Raw genomic sequence first — 15,152 nt, 5'->3', positions numbered from 1 at the left:
GGCTGTCCGGCCTTGATCGAAACCGTCGCTGAAATCCCCTCCACCAACGCCGCGCTGCTGGCGCGGGTAAGGGAGGGGGAAGCTGTGCCGGAAGGGCACTGGCTGGTGGCCGACCGGCAAAGCGCCGGGCGCGGGCGCGCCGGGCGCGTGTGGTCCGATGGCGCCGGCAATTTCATGGGATCGACCGCGGTGCAGTTGCGCGCGGGTGATCCACCCGCTCAGACGCTGGCGCTGGTGGCCGGGGTCGCCGTGTTCGATGCGGTGAAGGCCTGTGCGCCCGCGATCGCCGATCTGCGGCTCAAGTGGCCGAACGATGTGCTCGTCAGCCATGCCAAGCTGGTGGGCATCCTGCTCGAACGGCAGCGCGAAACGGTGGTGGTGGGGATCGGCGTCAATCTGGCGCAGGCGCCCGAGGTGCCGGGCCGTGCCACCGCCTGCCTTGCCGAACTGGGCTTTCCCGTGGCGCGGGATGCGTTCGCGGAACGGCTGGCGGCAGCCTGGGCCGATGCATTGTTGCGCTGGCACCGGGGCGAATGGCCGCTGCTGCGGGGCGAATGGCTGGTGCGCGCGCATCCCGTGGGAACGCTGGTCACCGTCAAGGATCGCGATCAGGGCGAGATCATGGGGGCATTCGGCGGCATCGACGAGGACGGCGTGGCGCTTCTGCGCTTGGCGGACGGCTCCACCCGTGCCATCCACGCGGGCGATATTGAAATGGTGGGAACGGATGCTGCTCGCGATTGATGTAGGCAACACCAACGTTGTCTTTGCCCTCTATGCCGGACGGACGATCAAATCCCGCTGGCGCGTGGCGACCGACCCGCGCCGGACGGCGGACGAATACGCGGTCTGGCTGCTCCAACTGATGCAGCTGCAGGGCTTCGCGGCCGATGACGTCGATCAGATCATCGTTTCCACGGTCGTTCCGCGCGCGCTGCACAACCTGCAGGTGCTGGCGCAGAAATACTTCCATCGCGATGCGCTGATCGCCGGGCAACCGCCGATCGAATGGGGCATCGACATCGATGTGGACGAGCCGCGCTCGCTGGGGGCTGACCGTGCCGTGAACGCGATCGCCGCGCACGCCAATTATCCGGGCGACCTGATCGTGGTCGATTTCGGCACCGCGACCACGTTCGACGTGGTGGATTTCAACGGTGCCTATAAGGGCGGGATCATCGCGCCGGGCATCAACCTTTCGCTGGAAGCGCTGGTCAATGCCGCTGCCAAGCTGCCGCGCATCGCCATCGCGCCGCCCAGCCGCACCAACAGCGTGATCGGCCGCAATACCGAGGACCAGATGCAGATCGGCGTGTTCTGGGGCTACGTTTCGCTGATGGAAGGGCTGATTGCCCGGATGCGGGCGGAAGTGGGCCGGCCGGCCAAGGTCATCGCAACGGGCGGCCTCGCCGTGCTGTTCGGTGATCACACCACGATCTTTGACCATGTGGATACCGACCTGACGCTCGATGGCCTGGCGATCCTTGCGGAGCGCGCTCCCTCGTGAAGCCAGGAAAGGAACTGCTTTTCCTCGCCCTTGGTGGTTCGGGCGAGATCGGGATGAACGTCAACCTCTACGGGTGCGACGGCAAGTGGCTGATGGTCGATCTTGGGATGACCTTCGCCGACCCCTACTATCCCGGCGTCGATCTGGTTTTCGCCGATCTCGAGTTCATCGAGCAGCAGCGTGAAAACCTGCTGGGCGTGGTGCTGACCCACGCGCACGAGGACCACATCGGCGCGGTGCCCTATTTCGCGCAGGAACTGGGCGTGCCGCTCTATGCGACGCCGTTCACCGCACGGCTGGTCAACGAAAAGCTGGTCGAGGCGGGCATCGACGCGGACATCGAACTGAATGTCATTCCCAACGAGGGAGCGTTCTCGCTGGGGCCGTTCGATATTCGCTATGTGCCGTTGGCGCATTCGATCGCCGAAGGCAACGCGCTGCTGATCGACACGCCTTATGGCCGCGTGTTCCACACCGGCGACTGGAAGCTGGACGACGAGCCGCGCGTCGGCACGCCGGCGACCGAGGAGGAACTGACCGCGATCGGCGACGAGGGCGTGCTGGCGCTGGTCTGCGATTCGACCAACGTGTTCAATCCCGCCGCATCCGGTTCCGAAGGCGCGGTGCGCGCCGGCCTGCTGGAGACGGTCAGCCGCCAGCGCGGGCGGCGCGTGGTGGTGACCACGTTCGCCTCCAACGTGGCGCGGCTGCAGACGCTGGCGGAAGTGGCGCAGGCGACGGGACGGCAGCTTTGCGTTGCCGGGCGATCGCTGGACCGGATCATCGCGGTGGCGCAGGCTTCGGGCTATCTTGAGGACTTCCCCGAAACGGTCAGCATGGACCGGGCGATGGACCTGCCGCGCGGCGAGATCATGGTGCTGGCAACCGGCGGGCAGGGCGAGCCGCGCGCCGCGCTGGCGCGCATCGCCGCCGAACAGCACCCGATCCGCCTTGAGGAAGGCGATGTCGTGCTGTTCTCCAGCCGGCAGATACCGGGCAACGAACTGGCCATCGGCCGCGTCCAGAACGCGCTGGTGGCGCGCGGCGTGCGGATCGTGACCGACCGCCAGAGCATGATCCACGTTTCCGGCCATCCGGGGCGGCCCGAACTCGTCGCGCTCTATGACTGGCTGCGGCCGGAGATCCTCGTGCCCGTGCATGGCGAGATACGCCACATGGCGGAGCAGGCCCGGCTGGGGCTGGACGAGGGCATCCCGAAGGCGATCTTGCAGAAGAACGGCGATCTGCTGCGGCTGGCGCCCGATGGCCCGGTGAAGCTGACCGAAGTGCGCGCCGGGCGGCTCGTGCTGGATGGCGACATCATCGCGCCGGCGGATGGCGAGGCCATGGCGGTGCGGCGCAAGCTGGGGCTGAACGGGCTGGTTTCGGTGGCGCTGGCGGTAACGCCCGAAGGCCGGCTGGCCTCGTCGGTCGACATCGGCAGCATCGGCCTGCCGCTGGACGAGGACATGGACCAGTTCGTGCAGGAAGCGCAGGCGGACGCCGCGCAGGCGGTCAAGGACCTGAAGGGCGATCGCAAGCGCGACAGGCTGGCGGTTGCCGAAACGGTGCGGCTGGCGGTAAGGCGGGCGGCGCAGCGCTGGTCCGGCAAGAAGCCGGTCGTCCAGGTCCTGCTGCGGGAAGGATAGGCCTGCCGTGCGCTGGACGTCGATCGTCGCGATCTATTCGCTGTTCTGGGTGTTCGCCGCGTTTCTGGTGATGCCGTTCGGCATCCGCACGCACGACGAACTGGGGCTGGGCAAGGTGGACGGGCAGGCGCACAGCGCGCCCGGCAACTTCCGGCCCAAGCAGGTCGCGATCCGCGCCACCATCCTGGCGGCGGTCCTGTTCGGGCTGTATTACGCCAACTACGTCAACCAGTGGGTCACCATCGACGATCTCGACTACGCCCGCAAACTGGGTGTCTGACGGGGTTCAGGCGCCTTCCAGCGCGTAGCCCGCCGAACGCACCGTGCGCACCGGGTCGGCCGCTCCGGGGAGCGCGATCGCTTGGCGCAGGCGGCGGATGTGAACGTCCACCGTGCGCAGTTCGATGTCGCTGCCGCTGCCCCACACCGCGTCGAGCAGTTGCCCGCGCGAAAAGACGCGGCCGGGGTGCTCCATGAAGTGGCGCAGCAGGCGGAATTCGGTGGGGCCGATCTTGATCGCCTGCCCGCGGCGGGTGACGCGGTGGGCGGTGGGATCGAGCGACAGATCGCCCACGGTGATCGTCTCTCCCGCCAGTGCCGGGCGCACGCGACGCAGCACGGCGCCCACGCGGGCAATCAGTTCGCGCGGCGAGAACGGCTTGGTGACATAGTCGTCCGCGCCGGTTTCCAGCCCGCGCACGCGGTCGTCCTCATCGCTGCGGGCGGTGAGCATGATGATCGGCACATGCGCCGTGCTCTTGTTGCGGCGCAGGCGGCGGCAGACCTCGATTCCGCTGGTGCCACCGATCATCCAGTCCAGCAGGACCAGGTCCGGCGTATCCTCGGCGGCGAGAAGCAGGGCCTCGTCGCCATCGTCGGTGGTGCGCACGTCGTATCCCTCGCCACGAAACCGGTATTCGACCAGTTCGGCAAGCGCGGTATCGTCTTCAACCAGAAGCAGTTTCGGGGCAGACACGGCGAACCTCCATGACAGGCAGGTTGCGAAAGCACGACTAATGTTACGGTGTCATTACGTCGGGCCACATTACCTCAGACGGCATTGCGTCAGGCAGGCGGAATCACATCCTCGCGTTCGGGCAGGTAGGCGCCGGTGGCGGCGTAGTGGACCATCTCGGCGATATTGGTGGCATGGTCGCCGATCCGTTCGATGTTGCGGGCCACGAACAGCAGCTGCGCCACGCTGGTGATGGTGGCAGGATTTTCGACCATGAACGACACGAAATTGCGGAACACGCTGTCATAGAAGGCATCGACCGTGGCATCGCGCGCGACGATCTCCGCCGCCGCCACCGGATCGCGCGCGGCGAAGGCGGTCAGCACGTCGTGCACCATTTCCGCTGCCAGTTCGTTCATCGCGGGCAGCAGGGTGAGCGGCTCGAAGCGCTTGCGGCCCTCGATATGGCCGACGCGCTTGGCAATGTTCTTGGCATAATCGCCGATGCGCTCGATCACGCCGGCGATCTTCAGCGCGGCGACGACTTCGCGCAGATCGTCGGCCATCGGCGCGCGCAGGGCCAGCACGCGGATCGACAGTCGGTCGACCTCCGCCTCAAGCTGGTCGATCCGCTTGTCGCGGGCGATCACCGTATTGGCGAGTTCCTGATCGCCCCGCACCAGGGCGTCCATCGCCTCGCCCACCGAAAGCTCCGCCAGGCCGCCCATTTCCGCGACCAAGCCGCGCAGGCGGGTGATGTCCTCATCGAATGCCTTGACGGTATGTTCTGCCACCATCGTCCTATCCGTAGCGCCCGGTTATGTAGTCCTTCGTCCGTTCCTCACGCGGGTTCGTGAAGATGTCGGAGGTTTTCCCGTACTCCACGATCCTGCCAAGGTGGAAGAACGCGGTGCGCTGGGATACGCGGGCGGCCTGTTGCATCGAGTGTGTCACAATCACGATCGCGTAGCGACCGCGCAGTTCGTCGATCAGCTCCTCGATGCGGGCGGTGGCGATGGGGTCGAGCGCCGAGCACGGCTCGTCCATCAGGATCACTTCGGGATCGACGGCGATCGCGCGGGCAATGCACAGGCGCTGCTGCTGGCCGCCGGACAGCGCGGTGCCGCTTTCGGAGAGGCGGTCCTTAACTTCGTCCCACAAGCCGGCGCGCTGGAGCGATTGCTCGACGATCGCGTCCAGTTCCGCGCGGCTGCCGGTCAGACCGTGGATGCGCGGGCCATAGGCGATGTTCTCGTAGATCGATTTGGGAAACGGGTTGGGCTTCTGGAACACCATGCCCACGCGGGCGCGCAGTTGCACCACGTTCATCCGGGTGCGGTAGATGTCCTCGCCGTCGAGCAGGATCTCGCCTTCCACGCGCGCGCTGGCGATGGTGTCGTTCATCCGGTTGAGCGCGCGTAGGAAGGTGGACTTGCCGCAGCCCGACGGGCCGATGAACGCGGTGACATAGCGCTGGGGAATGTCGATCGAGACCTGATCGATCGCGCACTTGTCGCCATAGAACACCGAGACGTCGCGCGCGCGCATTTTGGGCACGGCATCGTTCCCGCCATCGGCTTTGGCGGCGCGCGGATCGGCGCTGATCGGCTGGGTATTCATGTTACCACCGTTTCTCGAAGCGGTTGCGCAAGTAGATGGCCAGGCCGTTCATCAGCAGCAGGAAGGCGAGCAGGACCACGATGGCGGCGCTGGTGCGTTCCACGAAGCCGCGATCGATCTCGTCGGACCACAGGAAGATCTGCACCGGCAGCACGCTGGAGGGCGATGTGAGATCGCCCGGCGGCGTCGCCACGAACGCGCGCATGCCGATCATCAGCAGGGGCGCGGTTTCGCCCAGCGCGCGCGCCATGCCGATGATCGTGCCGGTCAGGATGCCGGGCAGCGCCAGCGGCAGGACATGGTGGAACACCACCTGCACCGGGCTGGCCCCAACCGCCAGCGCGGCATCGCGGATCGATGGCGGCACACCCTTGATCGCGTTGCGGCCGGAAATGACGATGACCGGCATCGTCATCAGCGCCAGAGTCATGCCCCCGATCAGCGGAGCCGAACGGTAATTGGGAAACAGGCCGAGGAAGACCGCCAGGCCCAGCAGCCCGAAGATGATCGAAGGCACCGCCGCCAGGTTGTTGATCGAGATTTCGATCAGGTCGGTCCAGCGGTTGCGGGGCGCGTATTCCTCCAGGTAGAGCGCGGCCAGCACGCCGACGGGGAACGCCAGGACCAGCGTGACCAGCATGGTCAGGATCGATCCCTTGAGCGCCCCCCAGATGCCTACGCTTTGCGGGCTGGTCGCGTCCGAGCGGGTCAGGAAACCGAAGTCGAACGCGCGCACGAGCTTCCCCGCACGCTCCAGCCGCGTCGCGATCGTCCGCAGGTCCGGGTCGCCATCGCCGCGCTGGGCGGCTGCCAGCTTGTCGCTGGCGGGCAGCGACACGTCGAGCGTGGCGTTGTTTAGCAGCGATGGATCGGCGATCAGCGTGTCGGCCACTTCGCGCCAGGCATCGTCCGCCAGCAGGCGCGCGCCGCCCTTGCCGAACGCGCGGTCGGCGGCGCTGTCGATCACATGGGGCAGGCCCGCCAGTTCCAGTCCGCCGGCGGGGTCGGGCTGGCCCAGCCGCTGCGCGTCGATCTGCATTGCTCCGCGGATTGGCACCGTCATCCGCAATTCGCTACGCTTGAAGCCGCTGACGCCGTTGGCGGTCATCGACACCAGCAGGAAGGCAAGCACCAGCGCGGAGAACACCACGGCGGAAAGGCCCGCTAGCCGGAACAGCCGGTCGACCGCGTAGCGACGGGCAAGACCGGCTTCCATCCGCGCGCGGCGAAGGGCGCGGATGTGCTCCTGCTCGGTCGCCCGGCTATCGGACGCTGTCCTCGCTTCATCCATCGGCGGCATTACTCATAGGCCTCGCGATAGCGCTTCACCACGCGCAGCGCGATGAAGTTCAGCGCCAGGGTGACCAGGAACAGCACCATGCCCAGCGCGAAGGCGCTGAGCGTGGCCGGATGATCGAAGCTGCCTTCTCCGGTCAGCATGGCGACGATCTGGAAGGTGACCGTGGTCATGCTCTGGAACGGGTTGAGCGTAAGGTTGGCCGTGGCGCCGGCGGCCATGACCACGATCATCGTTTCGCCGATGGCGCGGCTGATCGCCAGCATCACCCCCGCGACGATGCCGGGCAGGGCGGCGGGGATCAGGACGAGCCGGATGGTCTCGGCGCGGGTCGCGCCCATGGCGAGGCTGCCATCGCCCATGGCTTGCGGCACGGCGGCGATCGAATCGTCGGCCATGGACGAGACGAAGGGCACGATCATGATGCCCATGACCAGCCCGGCCGCGACGGCGCTTTCGGTGGAGGCGTTGGCGATGCCGATGGCCTGCGCCGCATCGCGCACCGCCGGCGCCACGGTCAGCGCCGCGAAATAGCCATAGACCACGGTGGGAATGCCGGCGAGGATTTCGAGCAGGGGCTTCATCAGCTGGCGCACGCGCGGGCTGGCATACTGCGTCAGGTAGATCGCGCTCAGCAGGCCCAGCGGGATCGCCACGACCATGGCGATCACCGCGCCGATGTAGATCGTGCCCCAGAACAGCGGGAGCGCGCCGTACTTGCTGCCATCGGGCGCGCTGGTGCTCATCGGGTCGGGCGACCAATGCGTGCCGAACAGGAAGTCCGTGGGCGAAACCATCCCGAAAAAGCGTATTGTTTCAAAGATCAGGCTGATGATGATGCCAATCGTGGTGAGGATCGCCACAAGCGAGGCGAGCAAAAGCACCGCCATGACCGCCCGTTCCACGCGCGTTCGCGCGGTGAAATCGGGGCGCAGCCGCAGGAACGCGAAGGCCCCGCCTGCGAAAGCGATCAGCACGGTGATCGCTAGTCCGATCGACTGGAACTTGAGCAGTGCGGCGCGGAACGGCTCGACCAGCCCCTGCGCCTCGGCATTGAAGACGCCGTAAGCGCGGCCATCGGCCACGGCGTAGGCTTCCGCCAGCATGGTATCGCGCTCGAACCCGGTCGGCGGCAGAACTGTCGCGGCGGGATCGGCCAGAACTTGGTGTGTGACCAGCGCGGGGCTGATCGTGTTCCAGGCGAGCGCGAACAGCAGGGCCGGCACGGCGATCCACAGGGCCACGTACCAGGCATGGAAGCCGGGCAGCGAATCGATCCGGCCGCGCGGCGCTGTCCGGCGGAACGCCCAGGCGCGTCCGCGCGCTGCCAGCCATCCGACAAGGCCCAGCCCGAAGGCAAGCAGAAGAAGGACGGCGGAAGGCATCAGGCCGGACGGTACTCCCTACTTCAGCTGCGCGCCATCCAGCGCCGGCATCTCTTCCACGATCCTGCGGCTTTGCGCGAGCACCGCGTCCGGCGCCACCACCATGCCCAGCCGGGCAAGGGAACCGTCCTTGCCCCACAGCCTTGACCATTCCGTGACATAGGCCTTGAGGCCGGGAATGGCGCGCAGGTGCGCCTTCTTCACGTAGATGTACAAGGGCCGGGCGCCGGGATAGCTGAAGTCCGAAATGGTCTGGTAGCTGGGCTGCACGCCGTTCATGGTCAGCCCGCGCAGCCGGTCGGCGTTCTCTTCCAGATAGGAAAAGCCGAAGATGCCGATGGCCTTGGGATTGGCTTCGACCTTCTGGACGATCAGATTGTCGTTTTCCCCGGCATCGACGTAGCCGCCGTCCTCGCGCACTTCGCCGCAGACCGCGTCGTGGCGGGCGGCGTTGCTCTGCTTTAGTGCGGCCATCGCCGGATCGGCATCGCACCCCTTCACCAGGATCAGCTCCCGCAGCGCATCGCGCGTGCCCGATGTGGAGGGTGGGCCATAGACCAGGATCGGCATGGCGGGCAGGGCCGGGTTCACGTCCTTCCAGGTGCGCGCCGTATTCGGTCTGCCATAGGGATTGCGGGCCAGCGCGCGATAGACGTCTTGCGGGGTCAGCGCGATGCCGGGACCGCCACGCCCTTCGGCGAAGGCCACGCCGTCCAGCCCCACCTGAATCTCGACGATGTCCTTCACCCCATTGCGCCGGCAGTCCTCGAATTCGGACTTCTTGATCCGGCGCGAGGCGTTCTCGACATCGGGGAAGCGCGGCCCGATGCCGCCGCAGAACAGCTTCATGCCCGCGCCGGTGCCGGTGGATTCGATGATCGGCGACTTGATGCCCGTTTGCGCGCGCGCCAGCGATTCCGCCACAGCCTTGGCAAAGGGATAGACCGTTGACGATCCCACGGCGCGAACCTGATCGCGCGTGGCCATCTGCTGGCCGCACGAGGACAGGAGAAGGGCCAGCACAGGCAACGCAATCCGCCGCGTCATCATCGAACCGCTTTCTTTCGAGGCTGCCGCCACGGGCTCCTGGGGCGAAACACCCGGCTTTCCGGCCACGTACCCCCTTGCGGCGGTTTTGTGACAGTTATGTGACGACTATCCGCCGTGGCTGCGTTAGGCTGCCGCCTCCGTCGCTTCAAGATCCGGCGCGATCGAGAAACGCACGGTTACCGTCGTGCCTTCGCCCAGCTTGCTGGTGATATCCAGCCGTCCGCGGTGGCGTTCGACGATGTGCTTGACGATGGCGAGGCCAAGGCCGGTCCCGCCGGCGGCGCGGCTGCGGCTGGGATCGGTGCGGTAGAAGCGTCGCGTCAGATAGGGAATGTGATCGGGGTGGATGCCTTCGCCCCGGTCGGTCACGGTCAGTACCGCCTCGTGCCCCTGCGTATGGACGCCGATACGCACCGGCGCTTTGGGGTCACCGTATTTCAGCGCGTTATCGATCAGGTTGCGAATCAACTGGTCGAGCTGCTGACGATCGCCGATCACGACCGCCTCGGTGCTGTCGACCGCGATCCGGCTTTCGCCCACGGTAAAGCCCACTTCGCCCCCGATGCTGGCGGCCAGCTGGCCCAGATCGATGCGTTCCTTGGGCGGTTCGTGCTTTTCCGCCTCGATCCGGGAAAGCGACATCAGGTCTTCGACCAGCGTTTGCAGCCGCTTCGCCTCGCGCAGCACGGTGTTGTGGAAGCGCGCGGCGGTGGCTTCGTCCACCTTGGCGTCGGGATCGGCCAGTGTCTCGATGTAGCCGATGATCGAGGCCAGCGGCGTGCGCAGTTCATGGCTGGCGTTGGCCACGAAATCGGTATGCGCGCGGCTGATGTCTGCTTCGGCGGTGCGGTTGACCAACTCGATCAGCGAGTAGCGCTCGTCGATCGCCACGCGCGAAACCTGCCAGATGCTGCGCGATCCGGTCAGTCCGCGCACCAGCGCGCGGCCTTCCGGCTGATCCAGCAAGGTGATCGCTTCGGGGTGGCGCAACGCCACGCGCGCGTCCTGGCCCACGACGTGCGGCCCCAGCGCTTCGCGCGCGGCGGCGTTGGCGGCGGCGATGCGTTGCCCGTCGAGCATCATCACGGGCACGCCGAACGGCTCGATCAGCTCGATCATCGCCTGGCGCGAAACGCTGCCGTCGTCAGGCGGGAGCGCTTCCACCACGGGTTCGGGCCGGGCGAGCCACAGGCTGGCGAGCCAGACCACCAGCACGGCCAGCGTGAGCCAGAAGCCGGCCCCGGCGAGCAGCATCGCGCCGGACGCGCACAGGGCAATGATGATGGCCGGAACCATGCTGGGCGCAAGACCGGGCCAAGGCGGAGCGGAACCCTTCATCGAATGGCGTATTCCGAAAGAGAGATGGCATCCGAATCCCGGCCGCGCGGATGCGACCGGTTCGGGCATAGGTCAGGCCGCGACGACGGCGCAAGTGGCTCACTGCGTTGTCACAAACCGGTGCGGAGATGCACGCGTTTTCGGTCAGTGCTTCAGGCGCTCCGGGCCAGACCGCGCACTTCGCCAAGCTGCCATCCCAGCAGCGTGACGAGGCCCATTGCCAGTTCGCGCGCGCGCTTGGCCAGCGACAGCGCCAGCGCGGTTTCCGGGGGCAGGCCGAACAGCGGCGCGGCCAGCGCATAGCCCGCCTCCTGCACGCCGATGGCGCCGGGAACGACGAAGGCCACGCTGCGTAGCGTGAAGATCAGGCTTTCGAGCGAGAGCACCTCCCACACCGCGATGCGCACGCCCATCAGGTGCAGCACCAGCCACGCGCCCATGCCGCTTGCGACCCAGGCGGCGAGATTGAACACGAACGCCAGCGCGACATGGGCGCGGTGGGCATAGATGCGCGACAGTTCGGCCCGAACATCGGCCAGGGCGGTCGATCCCGGCAGGAAGCGCGCGGCCATGCGGCCGGCAAGGTCCAGCGCCGCGCGCTGCATGGTGAAGAACAGCAGGATCACGACGATCATAACGCCAGTGCCGCCCAGGATCATCGGACGCAGCCGCACCGCCGCGCCATCGCCGATCAGCAGCGAGGTCATCATCGCCAGCCCGAACAGGGTATAGACCAGCTGGCTGGCCATCTCGGTGGTCATGTCGACCACCATCGATCCATAGACGCGCGTCGTGGGAATCGATGTCTGGGTGAGCATGCGGGTGCTGACGAAGATGCCGCCAAGTTGCGAGAAGGGCAGCAGATCGGACACGGCCTCGCGCACCAGCCGCGCCCACGTGAACAGGAACAGGCTGCGCGGCGGTTCGCCCGGCGCGGCGGCGAGCCAGGCCGCGCCCAGCAAAACGAACACGCCCAGCGTCCACGCGCAATAGAGCGCCAAGCCGCCGGCTCCCATCCGCGCGGCGGTGCCGATCACATCGGTCAGGCCGGCGCTGCCGATCGTCCAGACCGCGACGCCCAGCCCCGCTACCGTCGCCAGCAGAACGCCCAGGCGGCTCCAGGATTTCAGGCTGGCTCTCCCGTCAGGGCGGGCGCCTTGATGAAGCGCAGCGCCAGCCGGATCATTGCCGGCACGAAGCGCGGGCGGATCAGGCGTTCGTCATAGGGCGCCAGCCGGCGGTCGTTCTCGGCCAGGCAGATGCGCGCCAGTTCCGGGAAGGTGATCTCTACGCCCAGTTCCTTGGACCCGTTCAGCGTGAAGTTGTTTTCCTGCGCCTTGGTATTGTCCTTGCCCATGCCCTTGGCGGTATCGATCCGTTCGAGGATCAGGGCGATCCAGACGGCGATCACCTTGATCTCGAACCACGGCCGCCGCCACCACGGCATGTTGCGCCGCCACCATGCCACCCAGTTCACGAAGAACAGGATATGGCGGCCTTCCTCGCGCATCACCGGTTCGAACGTGTCGACCAGTTCGGGTGGGAAGAAGCCCGAATCCCGGGCGATCTTGAACAGGCCGAAACCGAAGAAGCTGTCGATGCATTCCGAATAGCCGGTGCGCATGAACGCGAATTCCGGGTCCTTCGGGCGCCGGTATTCCGGCTCCGGCGCCAGTTCGATGCCATAGGCGCGAACCATGTCCGCCAGCACCACCTTGTGGCGCGCTTCCTCGAACCCGTCCATCTCCACCGCCGCCTTGAGCAGCGGATCGTCGATGTATTCGGCGTAGGTCTTCACGTTCATGCCCGCGCGGCCCTCGGTGGCCACGGCGATGTCCCAGATGGGCAGCGAAACGATCTTGTCGCGCGTTTCGTCATCGAGCTTGGGCCAGTCGATCACGGCGGGGCGATAGGGATCGTGCGTATCGAGCAGCGTGCGGCTCATCAGCATGAGATGATCCTTGCTGCCCAGCTTCACGCGGCCTTTGGGGAGAGGGGCGGCCTCATCGTATTCGCCCCAGGTGCGGACGAGAGTCGTCATGGGGTGGTCCTCACTTGAAATCGGCAAACTTTCCAAGGCTCACGCCATTGCGCGCGATGGCCTGCTTGGCAAGCGCATCCGTCAACGCGGCGAGTTCCTCGGCATAGCGATAGCCCGGCGCGGCGCCCTGATAGGGGCCTGTCGCCGGATGCGCATAGATCTCGGTCAAACCGTCGGGCAGATGATCGAGCAGCCCGCGCAGGCGGTCGGCGGTCAGCGCGCCCGACCAGGCGAGGCCGAAGACCTGATCCGGCACGGCCAGGCCGGCCGCGCGCATCCGCCGCCGGACGAGCCTGGCCCACAGCCGTTCGATGCCCGGCCCGGCGCGCGTGCCGTCGATCGCGGTCAGGACGGCGCGCGGTTCGATCGGCGCGCGGATCGCCTTGATGCCATAGCGCCGGCCGACGTTCAGGATGGTTCCGGCGATCGTCGGATGCAGGTGGAAGTGCTTGTGGGCGTTGACGTGGTCGAGCGGCAGGCCGGTTTGCGCAAAGGCGGCGAACTGGGCATCCACTTCGGCGGCCAGTTGCTGCCGCGCGGCGGTTGACGCGAAGATGGTGATCCCCGCGCGCACCATGTCGGTGCGGAAGCAACCGTCTGCATCGACCAGCGCCGGCACCCGTTCCGGCGGCAGCACCGGCCGGCCATCGACCAGCACGACATGCAGGCCGACGCCCAGCGCCGGCAGGCGTCGGGCGCGCGCCACCGCGTCCTGCGCCGCCGCGCCGCCCACCATCAGGCTGGCGGCGCTGAGCACGCCTTCGCGATGCGCCTGCTCGACCGCATCGTTGACTTCGGCCGAAGCGCCGAAGTCATCCGCGGTAATCACCAGCCTTTTCAACGTGGGTGGTCCGCGCCGGGGGTCAGGCGGCTTCCTTGCGCCGGCGCAGGAAGTCGAAGAATTCCACGCCTTCGCGCAGACGGCGCTTCATCATGTCCCAATCGCGGATCATTTCGCCCATGATCGCGCCGATCTTGCGCGGGCGGAAGTAGAAGCGCTTGTAGAACTCCTCCACCTTGTCAAAGATCACGCTTGCCGGAAGGTGCGGGTAGCTGAGCTGGGCGATCTGGTTGCCGCCGTCGGTCAGCAGGTGATCGCTGCCGTCGAACCAGCCGTTCTCGGTCGCCTGCTTGTAGAGGAACGTGCCCGGATAGGGCGCCGCCAGGCTGACCTGGATGGTGTGGGGGTTCAGCTCGATCGCGTAGCGGATCGTTTCCTCGATCGTCTCCAGCGTTTCGCCCGGCAGGCCGAGGATGAAGGTGCCGTGGATGGTCAGGCCCAGGGCGTGGGCATCCTTGGTGAACTGGCGCGCCACGTCGGTGCGCAGGCCCTTCTTGATGTTGTGCAGGATCTTCTGGTTGCCGCTTTCATAGCCGACCAGCAGCACGCGGCATCCGCCTTCCTTCATCGCCTTCAGCACCGGCTGGGGCACGTTCGCCTTGGCATTGCAACCCCAGGTGATGTCGAAGCCTTTCTGGCCGAACCCGAGCTTGGCGAGTTCGCCCGACAGCTCGACCACAAAATCATGCGCGTCGGCCAGCGTGTCGTCGTCGAAGAAGATCTCCTTCACCTCGGGCATTTCCCTGAGGATGTATTTCACCTCCTCGATCACCTTGGGCACGGTGCGGTGGCGATAGCGGTGGCCGCTGATCGTCTGCGGCCACAGGCAGAAGGTGCAGCGGCTCTTGCACCCGCGCCCGGTGTAGAAGCTGACGTAGGGGTGGCGCTGATAGCCGCCGTAATACTTGGTCAGGTCCAGATCACGCCGGTAGATCGGGGAGACCATGGGCAGCACGTCCATGTCCTCGATCATCGCGCGGTCCTTGTTGCGGATGAACGTGCCGTTCGGCGCGCGCCAGGTGATGCCGTCGACTTCGGCAAGCGGCTTGCCCTGCGCGATCTCCACGATCGTGAAGTCGTATTCCTCGCGCGCGACAAAATCGATGTCGGTGCTGGCGGCCAGGCTCTTGTCCGGCTCGACCGCGACCTTGGCGCCCACGAAGCCGATCACGATCTTCGGATTGCGCTGCTTTATCAGCGCGGCGGTGCGGATGTCCTGGTTGAAGCTGGGCGTGGAGGTGTGGAGGATGACCAGATCGCGTTCGTCGAACTCGTGCGCGATGTCTTCCCAGGTCTGGTCGTGCGCCGGGGCGTCGATCAGCTTCGATCCTTCGACCATCGCCGCCGGCTGCGCCAGCCAGGTGGGATACCAGAAGCTCTTGACCTCGCGCTTCATCTGGTAGCGCGCGCCCGCGCCCCCGTCATAACCATCGAAAGAGGGGGCCTGGAGGAAGAGGGTACGCATCATG

The 15,152-nt window shown here is 66.7% G+C and carries 15 protein-coding genes; 4 read left to right on the top strand and 11 right to left on the bottom strand.

The window, feature by feature from the left end; translation table 11 throughout:
- The first annotated feature begins 12 nt into the window (after nt 1-12).
- From FA702_RS05140 to FA702_RS05125, 4 genes are read left to right on the top strand one after another with little or no spacing between them, the layout of a single operon-like run.
- Nucleotides 13-744, top strand: coding sequence for a biotin--[acetyl-CoA-carboxylase] ligase (locus tag FA702_RS05140; RefSeq protein ID WP_136955281.1), 732 nt, complete (start codon nt 13-15; stop codon nt 742-744).
- On the top strand, nt 728-1,507 hold the full coding sequence (locus FA702_RS05135) for a type III pantothenate kinase (protein WP_136955280.1): 780 nt from the start codon (nt 728-730) through the stop codon (nt 1,505-1,507). Before FA702_RS05140 ends, FA702_RS05135 begins: the two co-directional genes overlap by 17 nt.
- Nucleotides 1,504-3,156 (top strand): ribonuclease J, encoded by a 1,653-nt coding sequence (locus FA702_RS05130; protein WP_136955279.1) that lies wholly within the window; start codon nt 1,504-1,506, stop codon nt 3,154-3,156. Before FA702_RS05135 ends, FA702_RS05130 begins: the two co-directional genes overlap by 4 nt.
- Before the next feature lie 7 nt (nt 3,157-3,163).
- Nucleotides 3,164-3,436 (top strand): DUF1467 family protein, encoded by a 273-nt coding sequence (locus FA702_RS05125; RefSeq protein WP_136955278.1) that lies wholly within the window; start codon nt 3,164-3,166, stop codon nt 3,434-3,436.
- A gap of 6 nt (nt 3,437-3,442) precedes the next feature.
- On the opposite strand, the gene phoB is transcribed toward FA702_RS05125, so the two are convergent.
- The 11 genes from phoB to hpnJ all read right to left on the bottom strand — a co-directional run bounded on the left by phoB (nt 3,443) and on the right by hpnJ (nt 15,151).
- Nucleotides 3,443-4,132, bottom strand: coding sequence for a phosphate regulon transcriptional regulator PhoB (gene phoB, locus FA702_RS05120; protein ID WP_136955277.1), 690 nt, complete (start codon nt 4,130-4,132; stop codon nt 3,443-3,445).
- Nucleotides 4,133-4,221: 89 nt separating this feature from the next.
- Entirely contained in the window at nt 4,222-4,908 is a 687-nt protein-coding gene (phoU, locus tag FA702_RS05115; protein WP_124807907.1) for a phosphate signaling complex protein PhoU, read from the bottom strand.
- A 4-nt stretch (nt 4,909-4,912) separates the two neighbouring features.
- A complete protein-coding gene (gene pstB / locus FA702_RS05110; RefSeq protein WP_136955276.1) occupies nt 4,913-5,731 on the bottom strand; it encodes a phosphate ABC transporter ATP-binding protein PstB in 819 nt (272 codons plus the stop codon).
- Between the two features lies 1 nt (nt 5,732).
- Nucleotides 5,733-7,022, bottom strand: a complete 1,290-nt coding sequence (gene pstA, locus FA702_RS05105) for a phosphate ABC transporter permease PstA (RefSeq protein ID WP_210417588.1) — start codon at nt 7,020-7,022, stop codon at nt 5,733-5,735.
- 8 nt (nt 7,023-7,030) lie between these two features.
- On the bottom strand, nt 7,031-8,413 hold the full coding sequence (gene pstC / locus FA702_RS05100) for a phosphate ABC transporter permease subunit PstC (RefSeq protein WP_136955274.1): 1,383 nt from the start codon (nt 8,411-8,413) through the stop codon (nt 7,031-7,033).
- An 18-nt stretch (nt 8,414-8,431) separates the two neighbouring features.
- Entirely contained in the window at nt 8,432-9,463 is a 1,032-nt protein-coding gene (locus FA702_RS05095; protein ID WP_136955273.1) for a substrate-binding domain-containing protein, read from the bottom strand.
- Nucleotides 9,464-9,586: 123 nt separating this feature from the next.
- The gene (locus FA702_RS05090; RefSeq protein WP_136955272.1) at nt 9,587-10,801 is read right to left on the bottom strand and encodes a cell wall metabolism sensor histidine kinase WalK; all 1,215 of its coding nucleotides are present in this window, start codon (nt 10,799-10,801) and stop codon (nt 9,587-9,589) included.
- A gap of 152 nt (nt 10,802-10,953) precedes the next feature.
- Nucleotides 10,954-11,862: a lysylphosphatidylglycerol synthase domain-containing protein gene (locus FA702_RS05085; RefSeq protein ID WP_255504793.1), complete on the bottom strand. Its 909-nt coding sequence runs from the start codon at nt 11,860-11,862 to the stop codon at nt 10,954-10,956.
- Between the two features lie 65 nt (nt 11,863-11,927).
- Nucleotides 11,928-12,842 (bottom strand): ferritin-like domain-containing protein, encoded by a 915-nt coding sequence (locus FA702_RS05080; RefSeq protein ID WP_136955270.1) that lies wholly within the window; start codon nt 12,840-12,842, stop codon nt 11,928-11,930.
- A gap of 10 nt (nt 12,843-12,852) precedes the next feature.
- Complete coding sequence (hpnK, locus tag FA702_RS05075) at nt 12,853-13,683, bottom strand: hopanoid biosynthesis-associated protein HpnK (protein ID WP_136955269.1); 831 nt, start codon at nt 13,681-13,683, stop codon at nt 12,853-12,855.
- Nucleotides 13,684-13,705: 22 nt separating this feature from the next.
- Entirely contained in the window at nt 13,706-15,151 is a 1,446-nt protein-coding gene (gene hpnJ / locus FA702_RS05070; RefSeq protein WP_136955268.1) for a hopanoid biosynthesis associated radical SAM protein HpnJ, read from the bottom strand.
- Nucleotide 15,152 lies beyond the last annotated feature (1 nt).

Origin of the sequence: Novosphingobium sp. EMRT-2 (genome assembly GCF_005145025.1) — a bacterium.
Lineage (GTDB): Bacteria > Pseudomonadota > Alphaproteobacteria > Sphingomonadales > Sphingomonadaceae > Novosphingobium.
This window is presented reverse-complemented; position numbering and strand designations above follow the sequence as displayed.

Bases quoted from the DNA above. Each gene is read 5' to 3' on its own strand.
- FA702_RS05135 (WP_136955280.1), top strand. From the start codon at position 728: ATGCTGCTCGCGATTGATGTAGGCAACACCAACGTTGTCTTTGCCCTC.
- phoU (WP_124807907.1), bottom strand. From the start codon at position 4,908: ATGGTGGCAGAACATACCGTCAAGGCATTCGATGAGGACATCACCCGC.
- pstB (WP_136955276.1), bottom strand. From the start codon at position 5,731: ATGAATACCCAGCCGATCAGCGCCGATCCGCGCGCCGCCAAAGCCGAT.
- pstA (WP_210417588.1), bottom strand. From the start codon at position 7,022: ATGGATGAAGCGAGGACAGCGTCCGATAGCCGGGCGACCGAGCAGGAG.
- pstC (WP_136955274.1), bottom strand. From the start codon at position 8,413: ATGCCTTCCGCCGTCCTTCTTCTGCTTGCCTTCGGGCTGGGCCTTGTC.
- FA702_RS05095 (WP_136955273.1), bottom strand. From the start codon at position 9,463: ATGATGACGCGGCGGATTGCGTTGCCTGTGCTGGCCCTTCTCCTGTCC.
- FA702_RS05090 (WP_136955272.1), bottom strand. From the start codon at position 10,801: ATGAAGGGTTCCGCTCCGCCTTGGCCCGGTCTTGCGCCCAGCATGGTT.
- FA702_RS05080 (WP_136955270.1), bottom strand. From the start codon at position 12,842: ATGACGACTCTCGTCCGCACCTGGGGCGAATACGATGAGGCCGCCCCT.
- hpnJ (WP_136955268.1), bottom strand. From the start codon at position 15,151: ATGATGCGTACCCTCTTCCTCCAGGCCCCCTCTTTCGATGGTTATGAC.